This window comes from Pseudomonas sp. GW821-FHT01E10 (assembly GCF_059422365.1).
Map to the genome: position 1 here is coordinate 124,724 of NZ_JBWKWT010000011.1, position 24,640 is coordinate 149,363.

At 59.3% G+C, this 24,640-nt stretch carries 29 protein-coding genes; 15 read left to right on the top strand and 14 right to left on the bottom strand.

Going from position 1 to position 24,640, the window contains the following annotated elements:
- Positions 1 to 106 precede the first annotated feature (106 nt).
- Complete coding sequence (locus tag AC07V0_RS19820) at positions 107 to 829, top strand: pirin family protein (protein WP_018925544.1); 723 nt, start codon at positions 107 to 109, stop codon at positions 827 to 829.
- Positions 830 to 1,000: 171 nt separating this feature from the next.
- Here AC07V0_RS19820 and AC07V0_RS19825 read toward each other — a convergent pair whose 3' ends face one another.
- The 4 genes from AC07V0_RS19825 to AC07V0_RS19840 all read right to left on the bottom strand — a co-directional run bounded on the left by AC07V0_RS19825 (position 1,001) and on the right by AC07V0_RS19840 (position 3,705).
- Positions 1,001 to 1,819 (bottom strand): helix-turn-helix transcriptional regulator, encoded by an 819-nt coding sequence (locus AC07V0_RS19825; RefSeq protein ID WP_086944977.1) that lies wholly within the window; start codon positions 1,817 to 1,819, stop codon positions 1,001 to 1,003.
- Between the two features lie 5 nt (positions 1,820 to 1,824).
- On the bottom strand, positions 1,825 to 2,364 hold the full coding sequence (locus AC07V0_RS19830) for a kinase inhibitor (protein ID WP_086944978.1): 540 nt from the start codon (positions 2,362 to 2,364) through the stop codon (positions 1,825 to 1,827).
- A 122-nt stretch (positions 2,365 to 2,486) separates the two neighbouring features.
- The gene (locus AC07V0_RS19835; RefSeq protein ID WP_018925541.1) at positions 2,487 to 3,080 is read right to left on the bottom strand and encodes an NUDIX domain-containing protein; all 594 of its coding nucleotides are present in this window, start codon (positions 3,078 to 3,080) and stop codon (positions 2,487 to 2,489) included.
- Positions 3,081 to 3,267: 187 nt separating this feature from the next.
- A complete protein-coding gene (locus tag AC07V0_RS19840) occupies positions 3,268 to 3,705 on the bottom strand; it encodes a hemerythrin domain-containing protein (RefSeq protein ID WP_018925540.1) in 438 nt (145 codons plus the stop codon).
- 121 nt (positions 3,706 to 3,826) lie between these two features.
- On the opposite strand from AC07V0_RS19840, the gene AC07V0_RS19845 reads away from it, so the two are divergent.
- Positions 3,827 to 4,252, top strand: a complete 426-nt coding sequence (locus AC07V0_RS19845; RefSeq protein ID WP_064618773.1) for a GNAT family N-acetyltransferase — start codon at positions 3,827 to 3,829, stop codon at positions 4,250 to 4,252.
- A gap of 61 nt (positions 4,253 to 4,313) precedes the next feature.
- Here the strand turns inward: AC07V0_RS19845 and AC07V0_RS19850 are convergent, their stop codons facing one another.
- Positions 4,314 to 4,664, bottom strand: coding sequence for a hypothetical protein (locus AC07V0_RS19850; protein ID WP_086944979.1), 351 nt, complete (start codon positions 4,662 to 4,664; stop codon positions 4,314 to 4,316).
- 147 nt (positions 4,665 to 4,811) lie between these two features.
- Here AC07V0_RS19850 and AC07V0_RS19855 point away from each other — a divergent pair, with 147 nt between their 5' ends.
- The 8 genes from AC07V0_RS19855 (at position 4,812) to AC07V0_RS19890 (ending at position 8,978) form a co-directional block, all read left to right on the top strand.
- Complete coding sequence (locus AC07V0_RS19855) at positions 4,812 to 5,060, top strand: hypothetical protein (RefSeq protein ID WP_007941139.1); 249 nt, start codon at positions 4,812 to 4,814, stop codon at positions 5,058 to 5,060.
- An 18-nt stretch (positions 5,061 to 5,078) separates the two neighbouring features.
- Positions 5,079 to 5,408 carry a DUF6388 family protein gene (locus AC07V0_RS19860; protein WP_086944980.1) on the top strand — a complete coding sequence of 110 codons (330 nt, stop codon included), beginning with the start codon at positions 5,079 to 5,081 and terminating at the stop codon, positions 5,406 to 5,408.
- A gap of 98 nt (positions 5,409 to 5,506) precedes the next feature.
- Positions 5,507 to 5,899 (top strand): sulfurtransferase complex subunit TusD, encoded by a 393-nt coding sequence (tusD, locus tag AC07V0_RS19865; RefSeq protein ID WP_026345734.1) that lies wholly within the window; start codon positions 5,507 to 5,509, stop codon positions 5,897 to 5,899.
- 1 nt (position 5,900) lies between these two features.
- The gene (tusC, locus tag AC07V0_RS19870; protein WP_018925536.1) at positions 5,901 to 6,263 is read left to right on the top strand and encodes a sulfurtransferase complex subunit TusC; all 363 of its coding nucleotides are present in this window, start codon (positions 5,901 to 5,903) and stop codon (positions 6,261 to 6,263) included.
- Positions 6,263 to 6,556 carry a sulfurtransferase complex subunit TusB gene (tusB, locus tag AC07V0_RS19875; protein ID WP_086944981.1) on the top strand — a complete coding sequence of 98 codons (294 nt, stop codon included), beginning with the start codon at positions 6,263 to 6,265 and terminating at the stop codon, positions 6,554 to 6,556. Before tusC ends, tusB begins: the two co-directional genes overlap by 1 nt.
- The gene (locus tag AC07V0_RS19880; RefSeq protein WP_018925534.1) at positions 6,553 to 6,888 is read left to right on the top strand and encodes a TusE/DsrC/DsvC family sulfur relay protein; all 336 of its coding nucleotides are present in this window, start codon (positions 6,553 to 6,555) and stop codon (positions 6,886 to 6,888) included. Before tusB ends, AC07V0_RS19880 begins: the two co-directional genes overlap by 4 nt.
- Positions 6,885 to 7,886 (top strand): glycosyl transferase family protein, encoded by a 1,002-nt coding sequence (locus AC07V0_RS19885; protein ID WP_086944982.1) that lies wholly within the window; start codon positions 6,885 to 6,887, stop codon positions 7,884 to 7,886. The genes AC07V0_RS19880 and AC07V0_RS19885 overlap by 4 nt, the downstream gene beginning before the upstream one ends.
- A gap of 90 nt (positions 7,887 to 7,976) precedes the next feature.
- Positions 7,977 to 8,978, top strand: a complete 1,002-nt coding sequence (locus AC07V0_RS19890) for a glutathione S-transferase family protein (protein ID WP_086944983.1) — start codon at positions 7,977 to 7,979, stop codon at positions 8,976 to 8,978.
- A 64-nt stretch (positions 8,979 to 9,042) separates the two neighbouring features.
- Here the strand turns inward: AC07V0_RS19890 and cysG are convergent, their stop codons facing one another.
- From cysG to AC07V0_RS19920, 6 genes are all read right to left on the bottom strand, one after another.
- Complete coding sequence (cysG, locus tag AC07V0_RS19895; protein WP_018925531.1) at positions 9,043 to 10,437, bottom strand: siroheme synthase CysG; 1,395 nt, start codon at positions 10,435 to 10,437, stop codon at positions 9,043 to 9,045.
- A complete protein-coding gene (gene serS / locus AC07V0_RS19900; protein WP_495019824.1) occupies positions 10,438 to 11,718 on the bottom strand; it encodes a serine--tRNA ligase in 1,281 nt (426 codons plus the stop codon).
- A 15-nt stretch (positions 11,719 to 11,733) separates the two neighbouring features.
- Positions 11,734 to 12,108: a fluoride efflux transporter CrcB gene (gene crcB, locus AC07V0_RS19905; protein ID WP_007941127.1), complete on the bottom strand. Its 375-nt coding sequence runs from the start codon at positions 12,106 to 12,108 to the stop codon at positions 11,734 to 11,736.
- A complete protein-coding gene (locus AC07V0_RS19910; RefSeq protein ID WP_064618782.1) occupies positions 12,108 to 13,430 on the bottom strand; it encodes a replication-associated recombination protein A in 1,323 nt (440 codons plus the stop codon). Before AC07V0_RS19910 ends, crcB begins: the two co-directional genes overlap by 1 nt.
- Positions 13,431 to 13,524: 94 nt before the next feature.
- Complete coding sequence (lolA, locus tag AC07V0_RS19915; RefSeq protein WP_018925528.1) at positions 13,525 to 14,148, bottom strand: outer membrane lipoprotein periplasmic chaperone LolA; 624 nt, start codon at positions 14,146 to 14,148, stop codon at positions 13,525 to 13,527.
- Between the two features lie 68 nt (positions 14,149 to 14,216).
- Positions 14,217 to 16,622 carry a DNA translocase FtsK gene (locus AC07V0_RS19920; protein WP_086944984.1) on the bottom strand — a complete coding sequence of 802 codons (2,406 nt, stop codon included), beginning with the start codon at positions 16,620 to 16,622 and terminating at the stop codon, positions 14,217 to 14,219.
- 306 nt (positions 16,623 to 16,928) lie between these two features.
- Between AC07V0_RS19920 and trxB the strand changes: the two genes are divergently transcribed.
- From trxB to infA, 4 genes are all read left to right on the top strand, one after another.
- Positions 16,929 to 17,888: a thioredoxin-disulfide reductase gene (gene trxB / locus AC07V0_RS19925; RefSeq protein ID WP_018925527.1), complete on the top strand. Its 960-nt coding sequence runs from the start codon at positions 16,929 to 16,931 to the stop codon at positions 17,886 to 17,888.
- Positions 17,889 to 17,955: 67 nt separating this feature from the next.
- Complete coding sequence (gene aat, locus AC07V0_RS19930) at positions 17,956 to 18,636, top strand: leucyl/phenylalanyl-tRNA--protein transferase (protein ID WP_018925526.1); 681 nt, start codon at positions 17,956 to 17,958, stop codon at positions 18,634 to 18,636.
- 87 nt (positions 18,637 to 18,723) lie between these two features.
- Entirely contained in the window at positions 18,724 to 19,431 is a 708-nt protein-coding gene (locus AC07V0_RS19935) for an arginyltransferase (RefSeq protein ID WP_018925525.1), read from the top strand.
- 100 nt (positions 19,432 to 19,531) lie between these two features.
- Positions 19,532 to 19,750: a translation initiation factor IF-1 gene (gene infA / locus AC07V0_RS19940; protein WP_002553999.1), complete on the top strand. Its 219-nt coding sequence runs from the start codon at positions 19,532 to 19,534 to the stop codon at positions 19,748 to 19,750.
- Between the two features lie 143 nt (positions 19,751 to 19,893).
- On the opposite strand, the gene clpA is transcribed toward infA, so the two are convergent.
- Together clpA and clpS are read right to left on the bottom strand one after the other, a co-directional pair.
- Positions 19,894 to 22,164 carry an ATP-dependent Clp protease ATP-binding subunit ClpA gene (gene clpA / locus AC07V0_RS19945; RefSeq protein ID WP_018925524.1) on the bottom strand — a complete coding sequence of 757 codons (2,271 nt, stop codon included), beginning with the start codon at positions 22,162 to 22,164 and terminating at the stop codon, positions 19,894 to 19,896.
- A 30-nt stretch (positions 22,165 to 22,194) separates the two neighbouring features.
- Positions 22,195 to 22,557 carry an ATP-dependent Clp protease adapter ClpS gene (clpS, locus tag AC07V0_RS19950; protein WP_015094394.1) on the bottom strand — a complete coding sequence of 121 codons (363 nt, stop codon included), beginning with the start codon at positions 22,555 to 22,557 and terminating at the stop codon, positions 22,195 to 22,197.
- 224 nt (positions 22,558 to 22,781) lie between these two features.
- Between clpS and AC07V0_RS19955 the strand changes: the two genes are divergently transcribed.
- Positions 22,782 to 23,069, top strand: coding sequence for a cold shock domain-containing protein (locus AC07V0_RS19955; protein WP_086944985.1), 288 nt, complete (start codon positions 22,782 to 22,784; stop codon positions 23,067 to 23,069).
- A gap of 86 nt (positions 23,070 to 23,155) precedes the next feature.
- On the opposite strand, the gene icd is transcribed toward AC07V0_RS19955, so the two are convergent.
- Entirely contained in the window at positions 23,156 to 24,412 is a 1,257-nt protein-coding gene (gene icd, locus AC07V0_RS19960) for an NADP-dependent isocitrate dehydrogenase (RefSeq protein ID WP_019580084.1), read from the bottom strand.
- Between the last annotated feature and the right edge of the window lie 228 nt (positions 24,413 to 24,640).

The window sequence follows — 24,640 nt, forward strand, 5'->3', positions numbered from 1 at the left end:
CCTATGCGAGACAGTATTTCAATTTTCATCTACTTACTGCACTTTAAGGTAAACATTAACCTTCTCCTCACTCGGACGAATTCACGTCCTGACAGGAGATTTCATCATGCTGACCCTTCGCAAAGCTTCGGATCGCGGTGCGGCCAATCACGGTTGGTTGAAGTCGTTCCATACCTTTTCCTTTGCCAACTACCGCAACCCACGGGAACAGGGCTTTTCCGACCTGTTGGTGATCAACGACGACCGCGTAGCCGCAGGCAAAGGCTTTGGACAGCACCCTCATCGCGACATGGAGATTTTCTCCTACGTGCTCGAAGGCGCGCTGGAACACAAGGACACGCTGGGCACCGGTTCGGTGATCCGCCCTGGCGACGTGCAACTGATGAGTGCCGGCAGTGGCGTGGCGCACAGTGAATACAACCACTCATCGACACGCCCGGTGCACTTCCTGCAAATCTGGATCGTGCCTGACGTCAGCGGCGCCAAACCGCGTTATCAGCAAGAGCATTTCAGCACCCAGAAAAAACGCGGCCGCTTGCAGTTGATCATCTCCCCCGATGGGGCCAAGGGCTCGTTGAAAGTCCGGCAGGATGCGCGGGTGTATGCCGGCCTGATCGACGGCAAGGAAAGCGCCACGCTGGAACTGGCTGCCGATCGCTACGCCTATGTGCATGTGGCGCGGGGCAGTGTCGAGCTGAACGGCCTGCAGCTGCAGGAAGGCGACGGCGTACGGGTTCGCAAAGAACAGGTGCTGACCTTGAGCAATGGCGTGGATGCCGAGGTACTGGTGTTTGATTTACGGCCGCAGGAATTGCCGGAAATGCCGTGATCCCATTGTTCAACGCCCGCAAAAAAACGGCCTGATCAAGGCCGTTTTTTGGCCGCGACAAAAATCCTGTAGGAGCGAGGCTTGCCCGCGAAGAACGATGACGTGTAATACCTGAAAAACCGCGGCGCATTCTTCGCGGGCAAGCCTCGCTCCTACAGGCCACAGGAATACCTAAATCGCCGCGCGCAATTCCCGTGGCGACAGACCGTAATGTGAGCGAAAGCGCACGGCAAAACGTGAGGCCGAGGCGTAGCCGCTGGCACCGGCAATTTCACCGATGGGCCGGGAAGTGGTTTGCAACCATTGCAACGCGGTCGCCAGTCGAACGCTTTCCAGAATATTCCTGAAGCTGCTCCCCTCATTGGCCAGTTGGCGACGCAAAGTCGACTCACCGAGATTCAGGTGTTGAGCGACGCTCGCAACCGTCCAGTCGCTCTCAGGGCTGCCCATCAGCAACTGCTGCACACGCTCGCACAGTGGATCATTGCGATCCATCAGCAGCGGTCCGGCCTGGCCATTGAGGCCCAGGCTGAGCAGAACCGCTTCCCCATAGTGGGTGCGTAATGCATCCGGCGCGTTGGCATTGATGGCGGCCAGTAATTGATCCCATGCCTGCGTCGTGTGCCTGTCCAGAGGAACACACAGATCTGTCTTCGGGGCACGGTGACCATTCATGATCTGCCGGCCATATCGGCTGCTGAAGTTGCGCAGTGTCGAACCGGGAAAGGTCACGACATCGGCGATGTAGTGACCGTGAAGACCGGGGAAGTTCGAGATACCAAGCTCACGCCCGGCCGGCAACAGAATCAGATGTTGCGGCCCTGCGCGCATCTCCCGGTCATCCCATTGCAACAGTTTTTCCCCCTGTCGCACTCGACACAAGGCAGTCGCGAAGATCGGCACCCGTTGCAAGGTATGAGGCTGCCGCGCCCGGATGACACACGCATCGATAATGTTTTCCCGGTGCTGGATGCCGTCACAAGGGCGCATCGTTCTTAACGTCCGTAAGTTGAAGTGATGGTCGCTTTGGCCAAGGCGTTGGCATTGAGCATATAGCCTACCAAGGCTCCGCTGGCCTGGCTGTCGAGTGGCAACTTGTCGACTTTCAACGCCCATACAGTGAATTGATAGCGATGGGGCTTATCCCCCACAGGAGGGCACGCTCCGCCAAATCCCGGTTGGCCATAATCGGTTCGTCCTTGTACGGCTCCGGCAGGCAGGTTCGAACCGACCCCGCTTGGCAGACTTTTGGTTGAAGCCGGTAAGTTGACCACTGTCCAATGCCACCAGCCGCTGCCGGTCGGCGCATCAGGATCGTAGACCGTGATCGCGTAACTTTTAGTCTCCGCCGGGGCGTTGGACCAGGACAGTTGCGGAGACGTATTTCCCCCTTCGCAACCGAAGCCCTGGAACACCTCGCGACTGGTCAGCGGGTGATTTTCAGCGATATCCTGGCTTGTCAGCGAGAAGTCGGCTGCGTGCCCTGTGAGGACGACCCCCATGGACAATGCGGATAGGATAATTCGGATGTTCATCGTGACCTCATCGGTGTCTTGGCGTGAAGCACGAGTCTAGAGAGAGCAAAGGCTGATTACTGTGCCGAAACGCTCGACCATTGTGCCTGAACGCTCTCTCGATCCAGGCACACCCCGCCGACTCAGACCGGTCCGAAAATGTCCTTCATCGCCGCATACTGCAGCAGCATGATGGTCTTGGCATCGCAGATCTCCCCGCGATAAAACGCCTCAAGGGCGTCGTCGAATTTCCACTCCAGCACTTCCAGTTCTTCGGTTTCGTCTTCCAGCCCACCGCCCTCGCTGACTTTCGAAGAGGCGTCGTACTCGGCAATAAAGAAATGCAGTTTCTCCGTGACCGAACCGGGGCTCATGTAGGACTCGAACACCTTCTGCACATGGTGGACGCGATAGCCGGTTTCTTCCTCAGCTTCAGCGCGAATGCGCTCTTCAGGCGCAGCGCCTTCCAGCAGCCCCGCCGCCACTTCAATCAACAAACCATCATGGCCGTTGACGAACACCGGCAACCGGAACTGGCGAGTCAGCACGACGGTTTTCTTCTCGCGGTTGAACAGCAGAATCGCCGCGCCGTTGCCACGGTCGTAGACCTCGCGGCTCTGGCGCTGCCAGTCGCCGTTGTTGCGCAGGTAATCGAACGTGATTTTCTTCAGCAGATACCAGTTGTGGGACAACACCTGAGACTCGATGATGTTGACCCGCTCGGCTGTGTTCGACATGACAATCCATCCCTATTTTCGTCAGAAGACGTCCATGTTAGGCGAAAACAGAAAAGCCCGGCATGGTTGCCGGGCTTCTTTTTTTCTAACGCTCTGTCCAATCCTTCAGAACGGATTCAGAGGGTCGGTGTTACTTGAAATCCAATTGGCCTACACGCCAAAGCAACAAATGATTGCGTGCTTCAGGTCAGGGCAACTGCGCCTTATATTCTTTCTGGTACTGCCCGGCGAGTGATTCCTTTTGCTTGTTGTCGAGCAGTTTGCCGGCCATTTGAAAGAACTTCTGCTCTTCCTCTTTCAGGTGGTGATGGACCTTTTCCGAGAGCTTTTTGGCAGTGATCAGCCAAGCGGCGCTGGACATCTCAGTCTCGTCCAGTTCCTCCATCATTTCGTCCATTTCATGGTGTTCGGAAATGGCGTGGCGACTCAGGTCCATGCCATTGTCGAATGCCATCAACGGGATGTAGAAATGGCGTTCTTCGGCCGTTGCGTGGGCGTGCAGTTCGGCTTTGAGCTGTTTGTAAGCCTCTAGCCGTTCTGGGGTGTCGCCGTGGGTCTTGATCAGGGCGACGGCATAGCTACGCTGGCGATCATGGCTTTCGCGCAAGGCTTCAAAGATATCCACGGGCGGTCCTCATGGGTGCATTGCGAATGACATTATTGAGGCTAGACCTCCCGGCGCACCCGGGAGTTCCAAACAAACTGCGATCGCGATAGGCTCCCTCTTTGCCATATGGATGTAGCCCATGACCCTGCGAATTGAACTGTCGACAAACGCCACTCAGGAAGAGCGCGAAGCAATCCTCACACCGCTGCGCGCCTACAACGCCTCAAAGGCCGGGCCCACGGTGTCAGAGCAGATTGCCTTGCTGGTGCGCGATGACAACGACGAGATTCTCGGCGGGCTTTATGGCCGGGTGTTTTACCAATGGTTTTTCATTGAGTTGTTGTCGGTGCCGGACCAGGCACGGGGCCAAGGGCTGGGCTCGAAGCTGATGCAGATGGCCGAAGACCTGGCGCGGGAGAAAGAGTGCATCGGGATCTGGCTGGACACCTTCGACTTCCAGGCGCCGGAGTTCTACAAAAAACACGGCTTCAGCGAACTGGGGCAGATTGCCGATTATCCGCCAGGCCATAAGCGTTTCTTTTTCCAGAAGCGTTTGATTGATTAAAACGCAAACGTTGTGGGAGCGAGCCTGCTCGCTCCCACAGGGGGACTGCCTCATAAACCTCTTACAGGCAGGTCGCCAACGCCGCCAAACGACGCTTGGCAACAAAATCATCATGCTGGGCGTAGTAGCTCAAGGCCGTGCCTGAAGCATCGCTGGTCACGTCCACGAAAGATTCGGCCGAACGGGTGTAGACCGTCGAGCCGCCCTTCTTGCCCGGCTGCAAATACGCACCGGCATCGACGCCGAACACCGCCTCGTCCTGCCAGGCAAACTGCACGCACTGGGCGACGACTTTTTCCGGTTTGTCCGAGGTCAGGGTTTTGTACGGGGTTTTGCTGCGGGCATCGTTCATCGCCGATCCGGCGCAGCCCGCCAGCAAGGTTGCGGCCAGCGCCACCATCAGAATTCGCATTGCGTTCGCTCATCAGGAAAAAGCGGACTGTACCACCGCGGCGCGGCGTATCGTTCTGCTTTACTTCATTTATACCGCGACACCGCGCAACGATTCGCGCACCCTGTCGCGCCGATAGCCTCGCATCGCCCACTTTTCAGGAAAGCCATGACACCCAACGCCGAGTTCTACAAACCCTCCACCGACTACGCCGACAAGCTGATCAGCCAGATCGGCCAGACGCCGGCCTGGATCGCCAAGCGAATTGGCGTCACCGACAAGCGGATTCGTTACATTCTCGACGGCGAAAGAACCGTCAAAGGCGAAACCACGCCAATCCAGATGACCTACACCGAGCAGTTTGCCCTTGAGTGTCTGGCCGCGGCTGCCAAGGCGAGTAAAAAGCAGTCTTCGTAATCCCCTCAAGGAGTGACCATGGCGGCAACCGAACAGCAACACGAACAGGCGCTGAGAAAATTTCTCGATGAACGCCCTGAGCTGCGCCTCGAACTGGACAACCTCAACCCACTCTTGGCCCAGGCCAAAGGCGAGACAGTGGCGCAGTACCGCGACGAACGCTTGCATGAAGCGTTCGAAGCCGAGGCCGAGCGCCTGGGTTTGTTTGCCTGGGAGCTGACACTGCAACTGACCACCGCCACGCCCGAGGAATATCAGGCCCAACGCATGGAAGTGCACAAGGAAGTTGCAAAGATGGCCGGCATGGACTGGCTTGAGTATTGCGAGTTGTACGGGCTGACCAAATAATCCTCGCGATGGCAGCGACTCGGTCTGCGAGTAAACGCCCTTCGCCGCCCTGCCGATAAAGCTTTATCATGGCCGCAGTTTTGCTGATCGAGTCCGTCATGAAATTCGCCATTGCGCTGTTTTCCGCCGCCCATGCGCCCTCCTCGCGCCGTGCCTTGCTGTTCGCCCAGGCCGCGCTGGCCGGCGGGCATGAGATTGTCCGGCTGTTTTTCTATCAGGATGGCGTCTACAACGCGTCCGGCAGTGTGGTCACGCCTCAGGATGAGCAGGACTTGCCCAAGCAATGGCGCACCTTTGTCAGCGAGCATCAACTCGATGGCGTGGTCTGCATCGCCGCCGCCCTGCGTCGTGGCGTGCTGAACGAGGAAGAAGCCCAGCGCTATCAGCGTGAAGCGGTCGCCGTGGGCGCGCCGTGGGAATTGTCCGGCCTTGGCCAGTTGCATGACGCGGTGCAGGACGCTGACCGTCTGATCTGTTTCGGAGGTGCGTGAGATGGCTAAATCCTTGCTGATTATCAGCCGTCAGGCGCCGTGGTCCGGGCCGAATGCGCGGGAAGCGCTGGACATTGTATTGGCCGGCGGCGCCTTCGATCTGCCGATCGGGCTGCTGTTTCTTGATGACGGCGTGTTCCAACTCGCCGCGAAACAGGACGCCAAGGCATTGCAGCAGAAAGACCTGAGCGCCAACCTGCAAGCCTTGCCGATGTTTGGCGTCGAAGACCTGTTCGTGTGCGCTGAAAGCGTAGCGGCCCGAGGCCTGGACCCCAAAGGTCTGTCGCTTGAAGAAGCCCGGGTACTGAGCGCCCAGGACATCACCGCCCTTATTGACCGTTACGACCAGGTGATCACCCTCTGATGTCGACTTTGCATGTGTTGTCTCATTCCCCTTTCGGCGACGAGCGCCTGGGCAGTTGCCTGCGCGTGATCGGCCCCAACGATGCGCTGCTGCTGAGTGGCGATGCGACCTATGCCCTGCAGCCAGGCACCGCGCCATTCAGCTCTTTGCATGCTCGCAACCTGAAACTGTTCGTACTGGCCGAAGACGCGCAGGCCCGGGCTCTGCAAGTTCCGGACTGGGCCAGTGCCATTGACTACCCGGCCTTCGTCGAACTGTCGATTCACTATGACAAGGTCAACAGTTGGCTATGAAATCCCTGACCGTTGGCGCCCGCGCCATTGAACTGGACAAGGACGGCTTCCTGGTGGAACTGAGCGACTGGTCTACCGAGGTGGCCACCGCCCTCGCCGCCGCCGAAGACATCGAGTTGAGCCCGGAACATTGGGAAATCCTCGAACTGCTGCGCAGTTTCTACGACGAATTCCAGTTGTCCCCGGCCACCCGCCCGCTGATCAAGTACACCGCATTGAAGCTCGGCCCCGACAAGGGCAACAGCCTGCACCTGAACCGACTGTTCAAAGGCACCCCTGCCAAACTCGCCGCAAAACTGGCGGGCCTGCCCAAACCGACGAATTGCTTATGACCGACTATCCAGCGCTGACCCTCGAAACGCCCGCCGAGCACCCGTTCGCCCAATTCGTGCGGATCCTTGGCAAAGGCAAACGCGGCGCCCGCGATCTGACCCGCGAAGAAGCCCGCCAAGCCATGGGCATGGTGCTCGACGACAAGGTCGAGGACACCCAGCTCGGCGCGTTCCTGATGCTGTTGCGGCACAAGGAAGAGAGCGCCGAGGAAATGGCCGGGTTCACCGAAGCCTTGCGTGAACGCCTGAACCCACCGGCGCTGGCGGTCGATCTGGACTGGCCGACGTACGCAGGCAAGAAGCGGCATTTGCCGTGGTATCTGCTGGCGGCCAAGTGCCTGGCGCAGAACGGCGTGCGCATCTTCATGCACGGCGGTGGCGCGCACACGGCGGGGCGGCTGTACAGCGAGCAACTGCTCGAGACGCTGAACATACCGTTGTGCCGCAACTGGCAGCAGGTCGGTGCGGCCCTCGATCAGGGCGGTCTGGCGTTCATGCCATTGGTGGACTGGGCCCCCCAGCTTCAGCGAATGATCGACCTGCGCAACACTCTGGGCCTGCGCTCGCCGATCCATTCCCTGGCGCGGATTCTCAACCCACTGGGCGCCCGTTGTGGCCTGCAAAGCATTTTCCACCCCGGCTACCAGGCGGTGCATCGCGATGCCAGCGGTCTGCTCGGGGACATGGCAATCGTCGTCAAGGGCGATGGCGGCGAGATTGAGATCAACCCGGACGCCGACAGTCACCTGTATGGCACCACCGGCGGCGAAAGCTGGGATGAAGAATGGCCGCAGCTGTCGAGCCAGCGCCACGTCAAACCGGCGAGCCTGGACCCGGAGCACTTGAAAGCCGTATGGCGTGGCGACGTGGTCGACAGCTACCCGCAAATGGCGCTGATCTCGACCATGGCCCTGGCCTTGCGCGGCCTCGGCCAGCCCCGCGAACAAGCCTTCGAAACCGCCCAGCAATATTGGGACGCCCGGGACCGATCGATTTAATCGATCATAACAGCCCAACCTTTGCGCTTTTTGTTCGAACCTATGCGCATAGACTCCTCTCCAACGCTTATAGGTTGAGGAGTCAGGCACATGGGTTTGTTAGTCGAAGGTCGCTGGCAGGATCAGTGGTACCAAAGCAGCAAGGATGGCGCGTTCCAGCGTGAACAGGCGCAGCGTCGCAACTGGCTGACCGCCGATGGCAAGCCAGGCCCGAGCGGCGTCGGTGGTTTTGCCGCCGAGGCCGGTCGCTATCACCTCTATGTGTCCCTCGCCTGCCCGTGGGCCCACCGCACGCTGATCCTGCGCAAACTCAAAGGCCTTGAAAGCCTGATCGACGTGTCGGTGGTCAGCTGGTTGATGCTGGAAAACGGCTGGACCTTCGATAAAAACCTCGGATCGACCGGCGACAAGCTCGATCATTTCAATTTCATGCACCAGCGCTACACCGCCGATACCGCCGACTACACCGGCCGCGTCACCGTGCCGGTGTTGTGGGATAAACAGACCAACCGCATCGTCAGCAATGAATCGGCGGAGATCATCCGCATGTTCAACAGTGCGTTCGATGACTTGACCGGCAATGACCTGGATTTCTACCCGGCACCGCTGCGCAGCGAAATCGACGCCCTGAACGAGCGGATTTATCCAGCAGTGAACAACGGCGTCTATCGCGCCGGGTTTGCCACCTCGCAGCAGGCTTATGAAGAGGCGTTCGATGAGTTGTTTGCCGAGCTGGATCGGCTGGAGCAACTGCTGGGCGCGAACCGTTACCTGACGGGTGAATACCTGACCGAAGCGGATATTCGCCTGTTCACCACGCTGATTCGTTTTGATGCGGTGTATCACGGCCACTTCAAATGCAATCTGCGGCGGATTGCCGATTATCCGAACCTGTCGAACTGGCTACGGGAGATTTATCAGTGGCCCGGGATTGCCGAGACGGTGGATTTCACCCACATCAAGAACCACTACTATGGCAGCCACAAGACCATCAATCCGACCGGGATTGTGCCGAAAGGGCCGGCGCAGGATTTTACCGCGGCCCATGATCGGGGGCGGTTGAGCGGGAAAGGGGTTTGGCGCAAGGCCTGATGTTAATCGTTCCCACGCTCTGCGTGGGAACGATCACAACGGGGGCAAGCCCCCTCGCCACAGGTCAGACCTGCGCCTGAGCCCCTTCGAACCACGCCAGTTTCTCGCGCAGTTGCACCACTTCCCCAACGATCACCAGTGTTGGCGCATGCACTTCATGCTCCGCCACCAGCCGTGGCAGGTCGGCCAGGGTGCCGGTAAATACCCGCTGATTGACCGTGGTGCCCTGCTGGATCAACGCCGCCGGGGTATCAGCCGCGCGACCGTGCTTGATCAACTGCTCGCAGATGATCGGCAAGCCCACCAGCCCCATGTAAAACACCAGGGTTTGCGCCGGCGCGACCAGGTCGGCCCACGGCAAATCGGTGGAACCGTCCTTGAGGTGCCCGGTGACAAACCGCACTGACTGCGCGTAATCGCGGTGAGTCAGCGGAATCCCGGCATACGCCGCGCAACCGCTGGCAGCGGTAATGCCCGGCACGACCTGGAACGGGATGCCATGGGCCGCCAGTTCTTCGATCTCTTCGCCGCCACGCCCGAAAATGAACGGATCGCCACCCTTCAAGCGCACCACGCGCTTGCCGGACTTGGCCAGATCCACCAGATGCTGGTTGATCTGTTCCTGAGGCACGGCGTGATCGGCGCGGCGCTTGCCGACGTAGACCCGCTCGGCATCACGACGGCACAAATCCAGAATCGCCGGCGCCACCAGACGGTCATACAGCACCACGTCGGCTTGCTGCATCAGGCGCAAGGCACGGAAGGTCAACAGGTCGGGATCACCCGGCCCGGCGCCCACCAGATAAACCTCGCCGGTGGCGACAGGCGCCTCGCCATTGATTTTCGCCAGCATCAAGCGCTCGGCCTCGGCGCCCTGCCCGGCCAGTTGTCGGTCGGCAATCGGTCCCTGGAACACATCCTCCCAGAACGCCCGACGCTGCTGCACATCCGGAAACAGGCCTTTGACCTGGTTGCGGAAACGCGCCGCCAGACCGGCCAGTTGACCGTAAGTGGAAGGAATCCAGGTTTCCAGCTTGGCGCGAATCAACCGCGCCAGCACCGGTGCATCACCGCCACTGGACACGGCAATGATCAGCGGCGAACGGTCGACGATCGCCGGGAAGATCACGCTGCACAGGGCCGGCGCGTCCACCACGTTGACCGGCACGCAACGCCGATGTGCATCGGCGGAGACTTGCGCGTTCAGCGGTTCATCGTCGGTGGCGGCGATGATCAGCCCGCAACCGTCCAGATCCGCCTCGACGTAGCCACGCACCAGGCACTCGCCGCCGCTGCCAGCTACCAGCTCACGCAACTGCGGTTCGATTTCAGGCGCGACCACACGCAGCAGCGCACCGGCTTCGGCCAGCAGGCGGGATTTGCGCAAGGCAATCTCCCCCCCGCCGACGACCAACACACGACTGCCGCGAAGGTTATGGAACAGCGGCAGATAGTCCATTTAGCCGATGACCTCAAGGCCACCCATGTACGGCTTGAGCACTTCAGGGACACGGATCGAACCGTCGGCCTGCTGATAGTTCTCGAGTACCGCCACCAGGGTACGACCGACCGCCAGGCCGGAACCGTTCAGGGTGTGCACCAGCTCAGGCTTGCCTGTTTCCGGGTTGCGGAAACGCGCTTGCATACGGCGGGCCTGGAAGTCGCCACAGTTGGAGCACGACGAAATCTCGCGATACTTGTCCTGGCTCGGAATCCACACTTCCAGGTCGTAGGTCTTGACCGCGCTGAAGCCCATGTCGCCGGTGCACAGCGCCAGGGTGCGGTATGGCAGCTCCAGCAGTTGCAGGACTTTCTCGGCGTTGGCGGTCAGGTTTTCCAGCGCTTGCATCGAGGTCGACGGCTCAACGATCTGGACCATCTCGACCTTGTCGAACTGGTGCTGACGGATCATCCCGCGAGTGTCGCGACCCGACGCGCCAGCCTCGCTGCGGAAGCACGGCGTGTGTGCCACGAACTTGATCGGCAGCAGTTTCGAATCGACGATTTCGCCAGCCACAATGTTGGTCAGCGACACCTCAGCGGTCGGAATCAGGTACAGATCGGCTTCGCCGTCGCGGCTGATCTTGAACAGGTCTTCTTCGAATTTCGGCAACTGACCGGTGCCCTGCAGGGCCGGCGCTTGTACCAGATAAGGCGTGTAAGCTTCTTCGTAACCGTGTTCGTTGATGTGCAGGTTGATCATGAACTGCGCCAGTGCACGGTGCAGGCGAGCAATCGGGCCGCGCAGCAGGGCGAAACGGGCGCCGGACAGTTTGGCGGCGGTTTCGAAATCCAGCCAGCCGAACTTCTCACCCAGGGCCACGTGGTCCTGAACCGGGAAGTCGAACGCCTTCGGCGTGCCCCAACGGCGCACTTCAACGTTACCTTCTTCATCATCGCCGACCGGCACCGATTCGTGCGGCAGGTTCGGAATGCCCAGCAGGATCGAATCCAGCTCGGTCTGGATCGCGTCCAGCTCGACTTTACCGGCGCTCAACTCGCCCGCCATGCGCTCGACATCCGCCATCAGCGGCGCGATGTCTTCGCCGCGCTGCTTGGCCTGGCCGATGGATTTGGAGCGCGCGTTACGTTCAGCCTGCAGAGCTTCGGTGCGGGTCTGGACGGTCTTGCGCTGTTCTTCCAGCGCTTCGATGCGCGCAACATCCAGGGCAAAGCCACGGGATGCCAGGCGGCCCGCTACGTCCTGAAGGTTGCTACGTAACAGTTTGGAATCGAGCATGTCGGTTTCTCGTTATCAAAGTTTGGTCAAGGACAGGCCAGCCCAGGTGGCGAGCAGCCCGCCGAATACGCTGATGGCCGCATAGCCCAAGGCCAGCGGCACTTGCCCGGTTTCCAGCAGGCGCACCGTATCCAGTGAAAAGGATGAAAAAGTCGTCAGCCCCCCGAGGAAGCCAACGATCAACCCGGCGCGTACCGCAAACGATACCTCCGGGCGAATCAAAAACAGGCCGTATAGAACGCCGATCAGCAAACAGCCCACGATATTAACGGCCAGCGTCGCGGTATAGAAGTGCCGCGGCCAATTCGCGTTGATCCAGTTACCGGTGGCGAAGCGCAACAGCGTGCCGGCGACACCACCGACAGAAACCGCAACAATCAAGGGAATCACTATTTTCTCCGCTGTCGGGGGCTTAGACGGTCAAGCTGCGCGAGGTGGTTGAGCTTTTCGCCGATCTTCAGCTCCAGGCCGCGGGGCACGGGTTGATAGAACCGTTGAGGCTCCAACTCGTCCGGGAAGTAATCTTCGCCAGCGGCGTAGGCATCCGGTTCATCGTGGGCGTAACGATACTCATCGCCATAGCCCAATTGCTTCATCAACTTGGTCGGCGCATTGCGCAGGTGCAGCGGCACCTCCAGCGAACCGTGTTCGGTAGCGCTGCGCATCGCGGCCTTGAAGCCCATGTACACCGCGTTGCTTTTTGGCGCGCAAGCCAGATAGGTAATGGCCTGGGCCACCGCCAATTCGCCTTCGGGGCTGCCGAGGCGCTCCTGCACTTCCCACGCCGCCAGGCACAGGCTCAGGGCGCGGGGGTCGGCGTTGCCGATGTCTTCGCTGGCCATGCGCACCACGCGTCGGGCCAGGTACAGCGGGTCGCAGCCGCCGTCGATCATTCGCGCGAACCAGTACAGCGCGCCATCAGGGTTGGAACCGCGTACCGATTTATGCAGCGCGGATATCTGGTCGTAGAAGGCTTCGCCGCCCTTGTCGAAACGCCGCCGGGTGTCGCCGAGCAGGCTTTGCAGCAGGTCGATGCCGATTTCGCTGTGGTCTTCGGCCAGGTCCGAGGCATTTTCCAACAGGTTGAGCAGACGCCGGCCATCGCCATCGGCGGCGGACAGCAGCATCTGGAAGCCCTCGTCGCTGAGGGTCAGTTGCCGCTTGCCCAGCCCACGCTCTTCGGTCAGCGCGCGATGCACCAGCTTGCGCAGGGCGGCTTCGTCGAGGCTTTTGAGCACATAGACACGCGCCCGGGACAGCAGCGCGTTGTTGAGTTCGAACGAGGGGTTTTCCGTGGTCGCGCCGATGAAAATCAGCGTGCCGTCTTCAACGTATGGCAGGAACGCATCCTGCTGGGACTTGTTGAAGCGATGCACTTCGTCGACGAACAGGATGGTGCGTTTACCGTACTGCCCGGCCTGCTGCTTGGCGACTTCCACCGCCTGACGAATCTCTTTGACCCCGGCCAGCACCGCCGAAACCGTTTCGAAGTGCGCATCCGAGACTTCCGCCAGCAGCCGCGCCAGGGTGGTTTTACCCACGCCCGGTGGCCCCCAGAAAATCATCGAGTGCAGGGCACCCTGCTCCAGGGCTTCGCGCAAAGGTTTGCCGCGAGCGAGCACGTGTTCCTGACCGACGTACTCGTCCAGATTGGCCGCACGCAAACGGGCGGCCAAGGGCTGAGCAATCGGGGCACTGCGAAACAGGTCCATCACGTACTTTTAAAACCTCGAGTCAATTCTCAAGTTTGGCGAACACCCTGTGACAAGAGCAGCCCCCTCGCCACACAAGCCCGCTTCTACAGGTTTACTCCTGGATCACATCGGCACCCTTGGGGATGTCGAACTTGAACTTGGAGGCCGGGATCGGCTCGTTGGCCTTCACGCCGGTGAACAGGATGTTGGTGCGCTGGCCGACGCTGTCGATCATCTGCATATCATTGACCAGACCATTGCGGAACGACAGGCGCAGGCTGTCGAACAAGGTGTCCTTGGTTTTCGGCTTCAGGGTGAAGTCGATCACGCCGCCGGCTTCCTTGGCGCTGATGTCAAAGCTCTGGCTGATCTTGGACACGTCACCGGACAGCAACAACGCCGGGGTCTGGGTCAGACGCTGATCAAGAGTCTTGATGGTGGCCTGTTCCAGATCCGGGTCCCACAGGGTCACTTTCTTACCGTCCGAGACCATGGTTTGCTCGGCCGGCGCGTTGGTGTGCCAGTAGAACAGGCCCGGGCGCTGCAAGGACATTTCACCTGCAGTTTCTTGTAACTGGGTGCCGCTGCCATCGAGGGTCAGCTGGGAGAAGCGCGCGGTCAGGGTCTGGGATTTTTCCAGCAGTTGAGTCAGACGCGCCACGTCCTTGTCGTCGGCGTGGGCCGAGAGCGTGGTCAGAGCCAGTACCGGCAGCAACAGCATGCGGATAAGACGCATGGGAGTCCTCATAAACATTCGTGGGAGTGCGGGCGGCGTCTCAAGACGCCGCCCCTTTCAATACCGGATCAGTCGCGCACCGGGCCAGGGGCCAGGACTTCACGCGAGCCGTTGGTGTTCATGGACGTCACGACCCCGGCCATTTCCATGGCTTCGATCATGCGCGCCGCGCGGTTGTAGCCGATTTTCAGCTTGCGCTGAACCGCGGAGATGGACGCACGGCGGCTTTCCAGGACGAACTGCACCGCTTCGTCGTAGAGCGCATCGGTTTCGGCATCATCGTCACCACCACCGCCGCCGTTTTCAAAGCCGCTACCGGCTTCTTCGACACCGGCCAGGATGTCATCGTTGTATTCCGGCGCGCCGCGCAGTTTCCAGGCTTCAACCACCCGGTGCACCTCGTCATCGGACACGAATGCGCCGTGAACACGAATCGGCAGGCTGGTGCCCGGCGGCATGTACAACATATCACCGTGGCCCAGCAGTTGTTCGGCGCCGCCCTGGTCGATGATGGTCCGCGAATCGATCTTGCTCGATACCTGGAACGCCATACGGGTCGGGATGTTCGCCTTGATCAGACCGGTGATCACATCCACCGACGGACGCTGGGTCGCGAGGATCAAGTGGATACCCGCCGCACGCGCCTTCTGCGCGATACGCGCGATCAGCTCTTCAACCTTCTTGCCGACGATCATCATCATGTCGGCGAATTCGTCGACCACCACGACGATGGTCGGCAGCTTCTGCAGCAGCGGTGCCTCATCGTGGATGCTTTCGCGCTTGTACAGCGGATCGCTCAACGGCTCGCCGGCGTCCTGGGCTTCCTTGACCTTGGCATTGAAGCCCGACAGGTTACGCACGCCCATCTTCGCCATCAGTTTGTAGCGCCGTTCCATCTCGGCGACGCTCCAGCGCAAGGCGTTGGCGGCGTCCTTCATGTCGGTGACCACAGGGCACAGCAAGTGCGGGATGCCTTCGTAGATCGACAGCTCAAGCATTTTCGGGTCGATCATGATCAGCTTGGCGTCTTCTGGGCCAGACTTGAACAGAATCGACAGGATCATCGCGTTCACACCCACCGACTTACCGGAACCGGTCGTACCGGCCACCAGCAAGTGGGGCATTTTCGCCAGGTCAGTGATGACCGGTTTGCCGCCGATGTCGTGACCCAGGGCCAAGGTGACCGGAGACTTGAAGTTATCGTACTCGGGGGTCGACAAGACCTCGGAGAACCGCACGATCTGCCGGTCTTCGTTAGGGATCTCGATACCGACCGTGGTCTTGCCCGGAATCACTTCCACCACGCGCACGCTGGTCACGGCCAGGGAACGGGCCAGGTCTTTCGCCAGGTTGGCGATACGGCTGACTTTCACCCCGGCGGCAGGCTGGATTTCGTAACGGGTAATGACCGGACCCGGGTGAATCGAATCCACCGAGACTTCGACGCCGAATTCCTTGAGCTTGATCTCCAGCAAGTGGCCGACGGCCGCCAGGGATTCAGGCGAATAATTGAGTTGTTTCTTTTCCGCCGGGTCGAGAATCGAAATCGGCGGCAAGGTGCCTTCCACGGCGCTGTCGACGAACAACGGCGCCTGTTTCTCTTTTTCCACGCGCTTGCTCGGAGCGGCCGGCTTCGGCGGTGCGGGAGCAATCACCGGCGGCACCTGCTTTTCACGCTCGGACATGTGCTTGCTCAGGGCCTGCTCGCGCTCGATCAGGCGCTCCTTGACTTTGGCCTGCTCACGTTTATCGGTGACCGTCGGCGCAACCACGTCATGCACGCGATCGTCGACCTCACGCAGCTGGGCGACCAGTTGCTTGCGTTCGGTACGGGCTGCCCACCAGCGATTGGCCGCGCCCTGAAACAATTCGAACAAATCGAGGGTGATCTTGCCGGTGACGTCCATCACCTTGAACCACGACAGATCGGTGAATACCGTCAGGCCGAACAGGAACAGCGCAATGAACAACAGCGTGCTGCCCTGAATGTTCAGCGCATTCTTCGCCAGGTCGCCGAGGCTTTCACCCAAAGCGCCGCCGGCGCCGGCCGGCAGACCGGTCGCCGCATGGAAATGGATATGGGCCAGCGCCGCGCCCGACAGCACCAGAAACACCAGGCCGATCAGGCGCCAGGAAAACAGCCAGCCGCTCCACTGCCATGGCTCGTGGCGCTGACGGAAGATCTGATAGGCCTTGATCGCCAGCAATAGCGGGAAAATGTAGGCGAAGTAACCCAGGACCATGAACAGGATGTCGGCGCTGTAAGAACCGGCAGGCCCGCCGAAGTTCTGTACATCGTCGATCTTGCTGTTATGGCTCCAGCCCGGATCGTCCTTGCCATAGGTCAACAAGGCCATCATCAGGAACAGGCACAAGGCGCCGATGGCGATCAATGCACCTTCCTTGAGCCGGTAGTGCAATTGCTGGCGCCAGAGCGGAACGACTGTTTTAGGTGCTGCGGTGGATTTCTTCAAAACGCTTCTTTTCCTGCGCCCTTGGCGCGTCCATCTGTTGAATGACTATAAAAACTGCCCAATCCAGGCAGGTAAAAAAGTTAACAGTCCCAACCGGGACTACTTTTAACACTGTGCCCCGGCTTTTCGAAATACGGCACGCAGCGCTTTTTTGATACAAACACTGTTACAAGCGGGCATTGTACGGGTTTGTTCGCCCAATGCCATGCTTGAGACCCTTGGCTCCAGCATAGCCAACAGCACAATACGCGCAGTCCAATTTGAGCATGCATTCTCTTTTGTGACAAAGGCTTATGAGGTGTTTTTATGAGTGAAGCGAAGCATTCCCGCCTGATCATTCTGGGTTCCGGCCCTGCCGGTTACAGCGCAGCCGTTTATGCCGCTCGCGCCAACCTCAAACCCGTTGTCATTACCGGCATACAGGCCGGTGGCCAGCTGACCACTACCGTCGAAGTCGACAACTGGCCCGGCGACGTCGAAGGCCTGACTGGCCCGGTGCTGATGGAACGCATGCAGAAACACGCCGAACGCTTCGACACCGAGATCGTTTACGACCACATCCATACCGCCAAGTTGCAACAGCGCCCGTTCGAGCTCATCGGCGACAGCGGCACCTACACCTGCGATGCGCTGATTATCGCCACCGGCGCTTCGGCCCAATACCTGGGGCTGCCATCGGAAGAAGCCTTTGCCGGCAAAGGGGTTTCGGCCTGCGCCACCTGCGATGGTTTCTTCTATCGCAACCAGGTGGTCGCAGTGGTCGGCGGCGGCAACACCGCGGTGGAAGAAGCCCTGTACCTGTCGAACATCGCCAAGGAGGTTCATCTGATTCACCGTCGCGACAAACTGCGTTCGGAGAAGATCCTGCAGGACAAGCTCTTCGAAAAAGCCGCCAACGGCAATATCCGCCTGCACTGGAACCAGAACCTGGACGAAATACTCGGTGACGCCAGCGGCGTGACCGGCGCCCGCCTGCGTCACAGCCATACCGGCGAAACCGCTGAACTGTCGCTGGCCGGCGTGTTCATCGCCATCGGCCACAAACCCAACACCGACCTGTTCCAGGGCCAGCTGCAGATGCGCAACGGCTACCTGCTGGTCAAGGGCGGCAGCGAAGGCGACGCCACCGCCACCGCCATCCAGGGTGTATTCGCCGCCGGCGACGTGGCCGACCACGTTTACCGCCAGGCAGTGACCTCTGCCGGAGCCGGTTGCATGGCTGCGCTGGATGCCGAGAAGTATCTCGATGACATTCCCGGCGTTTGACGGTTAACCTTCTATCTGGCGGGTTTATCGCCCGCCACCGCCCTCCCCTTCTGCAAGCCCGGATGCCATGCTGACTTGGTTACAACGCAATACCCTGACTTTTCCGCCGCTGGAAAAAGCCATGCGCGACCCCAACGGACTGCTGGCCGCGGGCGGCGATCTGTCCGCCGACCGTCTGATTCAGGCGTATCGCCATGGCTGCTTTCCGTGGTTCTCGGAAGGCCAACCGATTCTCTGGTGGTCACCGGATCCGCGCACGGTGCTGTTTCCCGACGAACTGCATGTCTCCCGCAGCCTGAATAAACTGCTGCGCCAACAACGCTATCAAGTGACCTTCGATCGGGATTTTGCCGCGGTCATCAGCGCCTGCGCCGCGCCGCGCGAGTACGCCGATGGCACCTGGATCACCCAAGCGATGCAGGACGCCTACGTCGAACTGCACAGGCGCGGCTACGCCCATTCGGTGGAGGTCTGGGACGATGGCGTGCTGGTCGGCGGGCTCTACGGCCTGGCCATGGGACAGCTGTTTTTCGGTGAGTCGATGTTCAGCCGCGCCGACAACGCCTCCAAATATGGCTTTGCCACGCTGGTGCGACATCTGAAAGACTCAGGTTTTGTGCTGATCGATTGCCAGATGCCTACCGATCATCTGCATAGCCTGGGCGCCCGAGCGATTCCCCGCACCGAGTTTGCCGGCTACCTTGCCCGGCACCTGGATCAACCCGGTCGTGCCACCTGGGTTTGCTGAGCGACATTGGCCCGTGTGGCTTACACTTAATGCGGGGAGACGAATTGAGAAAGTCCCCTTATCAAAAGTTTATCCCGAGGGTTGATCATGACCGAGTTGGCGCGTTTGAAGTTCTATGCCACTCAGCCCCACTCTTGCAGTTATCTGCCCGAGGAGCAGGCCACTACGCTGTTCCTCGATCCCAGTCAGCCCATGGATGTGCATGTCTACGCAGATCTGTCGGAAATGGGCTTTCGTCGCAGTGGTGATCATCTCTACCGGCCCCATTGCCAGAATTGCAATGCGTGCGTACCGGCGCGTATTCCTGTGGCGCAATTTACCCCCAACCGTCAGCAGAAACGCATTCTCAAACGCAATGCCGACTTGCAGGTACGCCCGGCCCGACCAACGTTCAGCGAGGAGTATTTCGACCTCTACCAGCGCTACATCGAACAACGCCACGCCGACGGCGATATGTATCCGCCGAGTCGCGATCAGTTCTCGACCTTCCTGGTGCGTGACCTGCCGTTCTCCCGCTTCTACGAATTTCGTCTCGAAGGCCGACTGGTGGCGGTGGCCGTCACCGACTTGCTGCCCAATGGCCTGTCAGCGGTGTACACCTTCTACGAGCCCGGCGAGGAGCGTCGCAGCCTGGGGCGTTACGCGATTCTCTGGCAGATTGCCGAAGCCGGGCGCCTGGGGCTGGAAGCGGTCTATCTCGGCTACTGGATCAAAAACTGCAAAAAAATGAGCTACAAGACCCAATATCGCCCTATCGAACTGCTGATTAATCAACGTTGGGTCATCCTGAACTAGAACCCCTTGGCTTAAACCCCACTTTTCGGGCACAATGCACGCCGCTTTTGCCTGGCGCAGTTGCACCGGGCCATTCATTGGACACCGAGGGCTTTACTGCATGTCGAAAGAAGACAGCTTCGAAATGGAAGGCACTGTCGTCGACACCCTGCCCAACACCATGTTTCGTGTGGAGTTGGAAAATGGGCACGTCGTAACCGCGCATATCTCCGGCAAGATGCGCAAGAACTACATTCGTATTCTTACCGGCGACAAAGTGCGCGTCGAGCTGACGCCCTATGACTTGAGCAAAGGGCGCATCACCTACCGCGCTCGCTAATCAAGTCAATACAAAACGCCCGGCTATGCCGGGCGTTTTTGTGTGCGGATCGTTCCCATCGTTCCCACGCTCTGCGCGGGAACGATCATGGCAGACAGCAAAAAGGCGCCTTTCGGCGCCTTTTGGCTTTGTTGCGGTTAACGTCAGGCCATTTCAGCCGTGGTCTCGAACTCGAAGGTCAGCTCGCCATCCTTGATGTCGATGTGCACCACACCGCCATGTTCGGCCAGTTCGCCAAAGAGAATCTCCTCCGCCAGCGGACGCTTGATCTTGTCCTGAATCAAGCGCGCCATTGGTCGAGCACCCATGGTCACGTCGTAACCACCGGCCGCCAGCCAGCTGCGAGCAGCGTCGGTGACTTCCAGCAGCACACGCTTGTCTTCCAGCTGCGCCTGAAGCTCGGTAAGGAACTTGTCCACCACGCTTTTGATGACCTCATGGCTGAGGCGACCAAACTGGATAATGGTGTCCAGACGGTTGCGGAATTCCGGCGTGAAGCTCTTCTTGATCACTTCCATCGCATCGGACGAGTGGTCCTGATAGGTGAAACCGATCGAAGCACGCGCTGCAGTCTCGGCACCGGCGTTGGTCGTCATGATGACGATCACGTTACGGAAATCTGCCTTGCGCCCGTTGTTATCGGTCAGCGTACCGTGGTCCATGACCTGCAACAGCAGGTTGAAGACTTCCGGATGCGCCTTCTCGATTTCATCGAGCAACAATACGCAGTGAGGCTGCTTGGTGATGGCTTCGGTCAGCAGACCGCCCTGGTCGAACCCGACATAGCCTGGAGGCGCACCGATCAGCCGCGATACGGTGTGGCGCTCCATGTACTCGGACATGTCGAAGCGAACCAGCTCGACCCCCAACGCCTTGGCCAGCTGCCGCGCAGCTTCGGTTTTACCGACGCCGGTCGGGCCCGCGAACAGGAACGAACCGACGGGCTTGTCAGGCGACTTGAGGCCGGCACGGGACAGCTTGATCGCGGTCGACAGTGAGTCGATCGCCGCATCCTGGCCGAATACCGTGAGCTTCAGGTCACGCTCAAGGTTACGCAGCAACTCTTTGTCGGAACTGGTGACGTGTTTTGGCGGAATTCGCGCGATTTTCGCAACGATATCCTCGACCTGAGGCACTTCGATGCGTTTCACGCGCTTCTCGACTGGCTGCAGACGCTGATAGGCGCCCGCCTCGTCGATGACGTCGATGGCCTTGTCCGGCATGTGCCGATCATTGATGTAACGCGAGGCCAGTTCAGCAGCGGCGCGCAGGGCTTCATCACTGTATTCAATGTTGTGATGGAGCTCGAAACGCCCTTTCAGGCCACGCAGGATGCCAATGGTGTCTTCCACCGAAGGCTCCGACACATCGACCTTCTGGAAGCGCCGGGCCAAGGCACGGTCCTTCTCGAAGATCCCGCGGAATTCCTGGAACGTGGTCGAACCGATGCAACGGATATCGCCCGACGACAGCAACGGCTTGAGCAGGTTCGAGGCATCCATGACGCCACCGGACGCAGCGCCCGCACCGATGATGGTGTGAATCTCGTCGATGAACAGGATCGCCTGCGGACGTTTTTTCAGCTCATTGAGCAACGCCTTGAAGCGCTTCTCGAAATCGCCGCGGTATTTGGTTCCGGCCAGCAAGGCCCCCAGATCGAGGGAATACACCACGCTGTTGGCCAGCAGGTCCGGCACCTGGTTATCGACAATGCGTTTGGCCAGGCCTTCGGCAATCGCGGTTTTACCCACGCCCGCCTCGCCCACCAGCAGCGGATTGTTTTTGCGACGACGCGCCAGGATCTGCGCGACGCGCTCGACTTCGAGCTCACGGCCTACCAACGGATCGATACGACCCTGGCGCGCAAGTTCGTTGAGGTTGCTGGCATAAGCATCCAGAGGATTGCCTGAAGAAGAAGACTCACCGCCCTCGTCGTCCTGCATATCTTGTTCACCTTCAGAGTGATCGCCATGCCCCGGCACTTTGGAAATGCCATGGGCGATGTAGTTGACGACATCGATGCGCGCAACGCTCTGCTGTTTCAGCAGAAACACTGCCTGACTCTCTTGCTCACTGAAGATCGCGACCAGCACGTTGGCGCCAGTCACTTCGCGTTTGCCCGAGCTCTGTACGTGAAAGACAGCACGTTGCAGTACACGCTGGAAGCCCAGGGTTGGCTGGGTTTCACGATCCTCGTCATGCAAGGGGATCAATGGCGTGGTGGAGTCGATGAACTCCTGCAGGTCATGCTTGAGTTTGTCGAGGTTTGCGCCGCAGGCACGCAAAACGGTAGCGGCAGCCTCATTATCCAATAGGGCCAGCAGCAGGTGTTCGACGGTCATGAATTCATGACGCTTCGAACGAGCCTCCTTGAAGGCTAGATTGAGGGTGACTTCGAGCTCGCGGTTTAACATAGCTTCACCTCATACCCAAGTGGTCGGCGATTAACCGTCCTTCTCGATTTCACAGAGTAGCGGATGCTGGCTTTCCCTGGCGTACTGGTTGACCTGCATGGCCTTGGTCTCGGCGATGTCGCGGGTAAACACTCCACATACTGCCCGTCCTTCTGTATGAACGGCCAGCATGACCTTGGTCGCCAGCTCGCGATTCAGGTTAAAAAACACCTCGAGCACTTCGACGACGAAATCCATCGGTGTGTAGTCATCGTTGAACAAAACCACCTTGTACATAGGCGGCGCCTGTAAAGCAGGCTTAGCCTCCTGAACAGCAATGCCTGCGGAATCGTCGTCGTGTAAATCAGGGCGATCCTGATTGAATGTTAGTCGAATCTGGCTGATTGCATGCATGGAAAGAAAGGTTCGTCAGTTGTGCAAATACAGTGGTGGGGGCGGCCATCAGCGATTTCAACTCCGACTGCCCGGTCACCTTGACTATCGGGAAAACGGTGTTACAACCAATAGAGCCCACAGTGGGTAAAAAAGGTCCGCGGAGTCAATCTATTTACAAGATTAGACTGCGGATTAACTGGATGATACTCCAGTGATGGAGTCTGTTGCAGAGGGATATGAGTATGGCTGTCGGTAAGGTGAAATGGTTCAACAATGCCAAGGGGTTCGGTTTCATTAACACCGACGCCGGAGAAGGTCGCGACGAGGATGGCAAGGATATCGATTTCTTTGCCCACTTTTCGGCAATCAAGATGGATGGATACAAGACCCTCAAGGCCGGGCAAGCCGTATACTTTGACATTATTCAAGGCCCCAAGGGGCTGCACGCCGTCAACATTACGGACAAAGTGGCCATTGACGCAGTAGCCGCCGCAGCCGCTACCAGCAGCCACGCCAAAGCCGTGAGCTGATTCATACCACCCAAGGCATCCAGTCATAATAAAACCGCCCGACTCGATCACTCGAGCCGGGCGGTTTTATTGCAGCCGCTCTTCGCTTACATGTGCGAGATCAGCGCATCACCGAAGCCCGAAGACGACACCAGTTTGGCACCGTCCATCAGACGCTCGAAGTCGTAGGTCACGGTTTTCGCACCAATGGCGCCATTGGTGCCCTTGATGATCAGATCGGCCGCTTCGGTCCAGCCCATGTGACGCAGCATCATTTCGGCGGACAGGATCAACGAACCCGGGTTGACCTGGTCCTTGCCGGCGTACTTCGGCGCGGTACCGTGGGTGGCTTCGAACATGGCCACGGTGTCGGACAGGTTCGCACCCGGCGCAATACCGATACCGCCCACTTCTGCCGCCAGGGCATCGGAGAGGTAGTCACCATTGAGGTTCAGGGTGGCGATCACATCGTACTCGGCCGGACGCAGCAGGATCTGCTGAAGCATGGCGTCGGCGATGGCGTCCTTGACGATGACGTTCTTGCCGGTTTTCGGGTTTTTGAACTGCATCCACGGACCGCCGTCGAGCAGGGTCGCGCCGAATTCTTCGGCAGCCACTTCGTAGGCCCATTCCTTGAAGGCACCTTCGGTGAACTTCATGATGTTGCCTTTGTGCACTATAGTCAGCGAGTCGCGGTCATTGTCGACCACATACTGCAGGGCCTTGCGCGCCAGACGCTTGGTGCCTTCCAGGGAAACCGGCTTGACGCCGATACCGCAATTCTGGTCGAAACGGATCTTGGTGACGCCCATTTCTTCTTTAAGGAACTTGATGACCTTGGTCGCTTCCGGCGAACCGGCCTTCCATTCGATACCGGCATAAATGTCTTCCGAGTTTTCGCGGAAGATGGTCATGTCGACGTCGCCTGGTTTCTTGACCGGGCTCGGCACGCCTTCGAACCAGCGCACCGGACGCAGGCACACATACAGGTCGAGTTGCTGGCGCAGCGCCACGTTCAGGGAACGGATGCCACCGCCGACCGGCGTGGTCAGAGGGCCCTTGATGGAAACCACGTAGTCCTTGACCGCGTCCAGGGTTTCCTGAGGCAGCCAGGTGTCCTGATCGTAAACCTGAGTCGCTTTCTCCCCGGCGTAGACTTCCATCCAGGAAATTTTGCGCTCGCCGCCGTAGGCCTTCTTAACAGCAGCATCGACAACCTTGATCATGACCGGGCTGATATCAACGCCAATACCATCGCCTTCAATGAAGGGAATGATCGGGTTGTTAGGAACATTGAGAGAATGGTCCGCGTTGACGGTGATTTTTTCGCCGACGGCTGGAACCTGAATCTTCTTGTATCCCATGCTGAACTCCATTGTTTGGATTGAACATCTGGCTTCGTCCGAGCGTACCCCAGTTGAATCGGCGCGCAAACCCTATGTTCCGTCCATCTGCCGCGAAGCTGCACAGTTCGTGACGTACAAGCCTGAAAGTAAAGGGAAAAGCGCCAAACTCAAGCACACCATACAAGGCTACTCCCCACGCCTGCCTGCGACCTTTAGACCAATGGACGAGAATCGTTGCATATGAAC

Bases quoted from the DNA above. Each gene is read 5' to 3' on its own strand.
- AC07V0_RS19955 (WP_086944985.1), top strand. From the start codon at position 22,782: ATGGCTGTCGGTAAGGTGAAATGGTTCAACAATGCCAAGGGGTTCGGT.
- clpS (WP_015094394.1), bottom strand. From the start codon at position 22,557: ATGCATGCAATCAGCCAGATTCGACTAACATTCAATCAGGATCGCCCT.
- serS (WP_495019824.1), bottom strand. From the start codon at position 11,718: ATGCTCGATTCCAAACTGTTACGTAGCAACCTTCAGGACGTAGCGGGC.
- AC07V0_RS19890 (WP_086944983.1), top strand. From the start codon at position 7,977: ATGGGTTTGTTAGTCGAAGGTCGCTGGCAGGATCAGTGGTACCAAAGC.
- tusC (WP_018925536.1), top strand. From the start codon at position 5,901: ATGGCTAAATCCTTGCTGATTATCAGCCGTCAGGCGCCGTGGTCCGGG.
- aat (WP_018925526.1), top strand. From the start codon at position 17,956: ATGCTGACTTGGTTACAACGCAATACCCTGACTTTTCCGCCGCTGGAA.
- icd (WP_019580084.1), bottom strand. From the start codon at position 24,412: ATGGGATACAAGAAGATTCAGGTTCCAGCCGTCGGCGAAAAAATCACC.
- AC07V0_RS19855 (WP_007941139.1), top strand. From the start codon at position 4,812: ATGACACCCAACGCCGAGTTCTACAAACCCTCCACCGACTACGCCGAC.
- trxB (WP_018925527.1), top strand. From the start codon at position 16,929: ATGAGTGAAGCGAAGCATTCCCGCCTGATCATTCTGGGTTCCGGCCCT.
- lolA (WP_018925528.1), bottom strand. From the start codon at position 14,148: ATGCGTCTTATCCGCATGCTGTTGCTGCCGGTACTGGCTCTGACCACG.
- AC07V0_RS19845 (WP_064618773.1), top strand. From the start codon at position 3,827: ATGACCCTGCGAATTGAACTGTCGACAAACGCCACTCAGGAAGAGCGC.
- AC07V0_RS19830 (WP_086944978.1), bottom strand. From the start codon at position 2,364: ATGAACATCCGAATTATCCTATCCGCATTGTCCATGGGGGTCGTCCTC.
- cysG (WP_018925531.1), bottom strand. From the start codon at position 10,437: ATGGACTATCTGCCGCTGTTCCATAACCTTCGCGGCAGTCGTGTGTTG.
- AC07V0_RS19935 (WP_018925525.1), top strand. From the start codon at position 18,724: ATGACCGAGTTGGCGCGTTTGAAGTTCTATGCCACTCAGCCCCACTCT.
- AC07V0_RS19885 (WP_086944982.1), top strand. From the start codon at position 6,885: ATGACCGACTATCCAGCGCTGACCCTCGAAACGCCCGCCGAGCACCCG.
- AC07V0_RS19880 (WP_018925534.1), top strand. From the start codon at position 6,553: ATGAAATCCCTGACCGTTGGCGCCCGCGCCATTGAACTGGACAAGGAC.
- infA (WP_002553999.1), top strand. From the start codon at position 19,532: ATGTCGAAAGAAGACAGCTTCGAAATGGAAGGCACTGTCGTCGACACC.
- AC07V0_RS19860 (WP_086944980.1), top strand. From the start codon at position 5,079: ATGGCGGCAACCGAACAGCAACACGAACAGGCGCTGAGAAAATTTCTC.
- clpA (WP_018925524.1), bottom strand. From the start codon at position 22,164: ATGTTAAACCGCGAGCTCGAAGTCACCCTCAATCTAGCCTTCAAGGAG.
- AC07V0_RS19835 (WP_018925541.1), bottom strand. From the start codon at position 3,080: ATGTCGAACACAGCCGAGCGGGTCAACATCATCGAGTCTCAGGTGTTG.
- AC07V0_RS19850 (WP_086944979.1), bottom strand. From the start codon at position 4,664: ATGCGAATTCTGATGGTGGCGCTGGCCGCAACCTTGCTGGCGGGCTGC.
- AC07V0_RS19825 (WP_086944977.1), bottom strand. From the start codon at position 1,819: ATGCGCCCTTGTGACGGCATCCAGCACCGGGAAAACATTATCGATGCG.
- AC07V0_RS19910 (WP_064618782.1), bottom strand. From the start codon at position 13,430: ATGGACCTGTTTCGCAGTGCCCCGATTGCTCAGCCCTTGGCCGCCCGT.
- tusD (WP_026345734.1), top strand. From the start codon at position 5,507: ATGAAATTCGCCATTGCGCTGTTTTCCGCCGCCCATGCGCCCTCCTCG.
- tusB (WP_086944981.1), top strand. From the start codon at position 6,263: ATGTCGACTTTGCATGTGTTGTCTCATTCCCCTTTCGGCGACGAGCGC.
- AC07V0_RS19820 (WP_018925544.1), top strand. From the start codon at position 107: ATGCTGACCCTTCGCAAAGCTTCGGATCGCGGTGCGGCCAATCACGGT.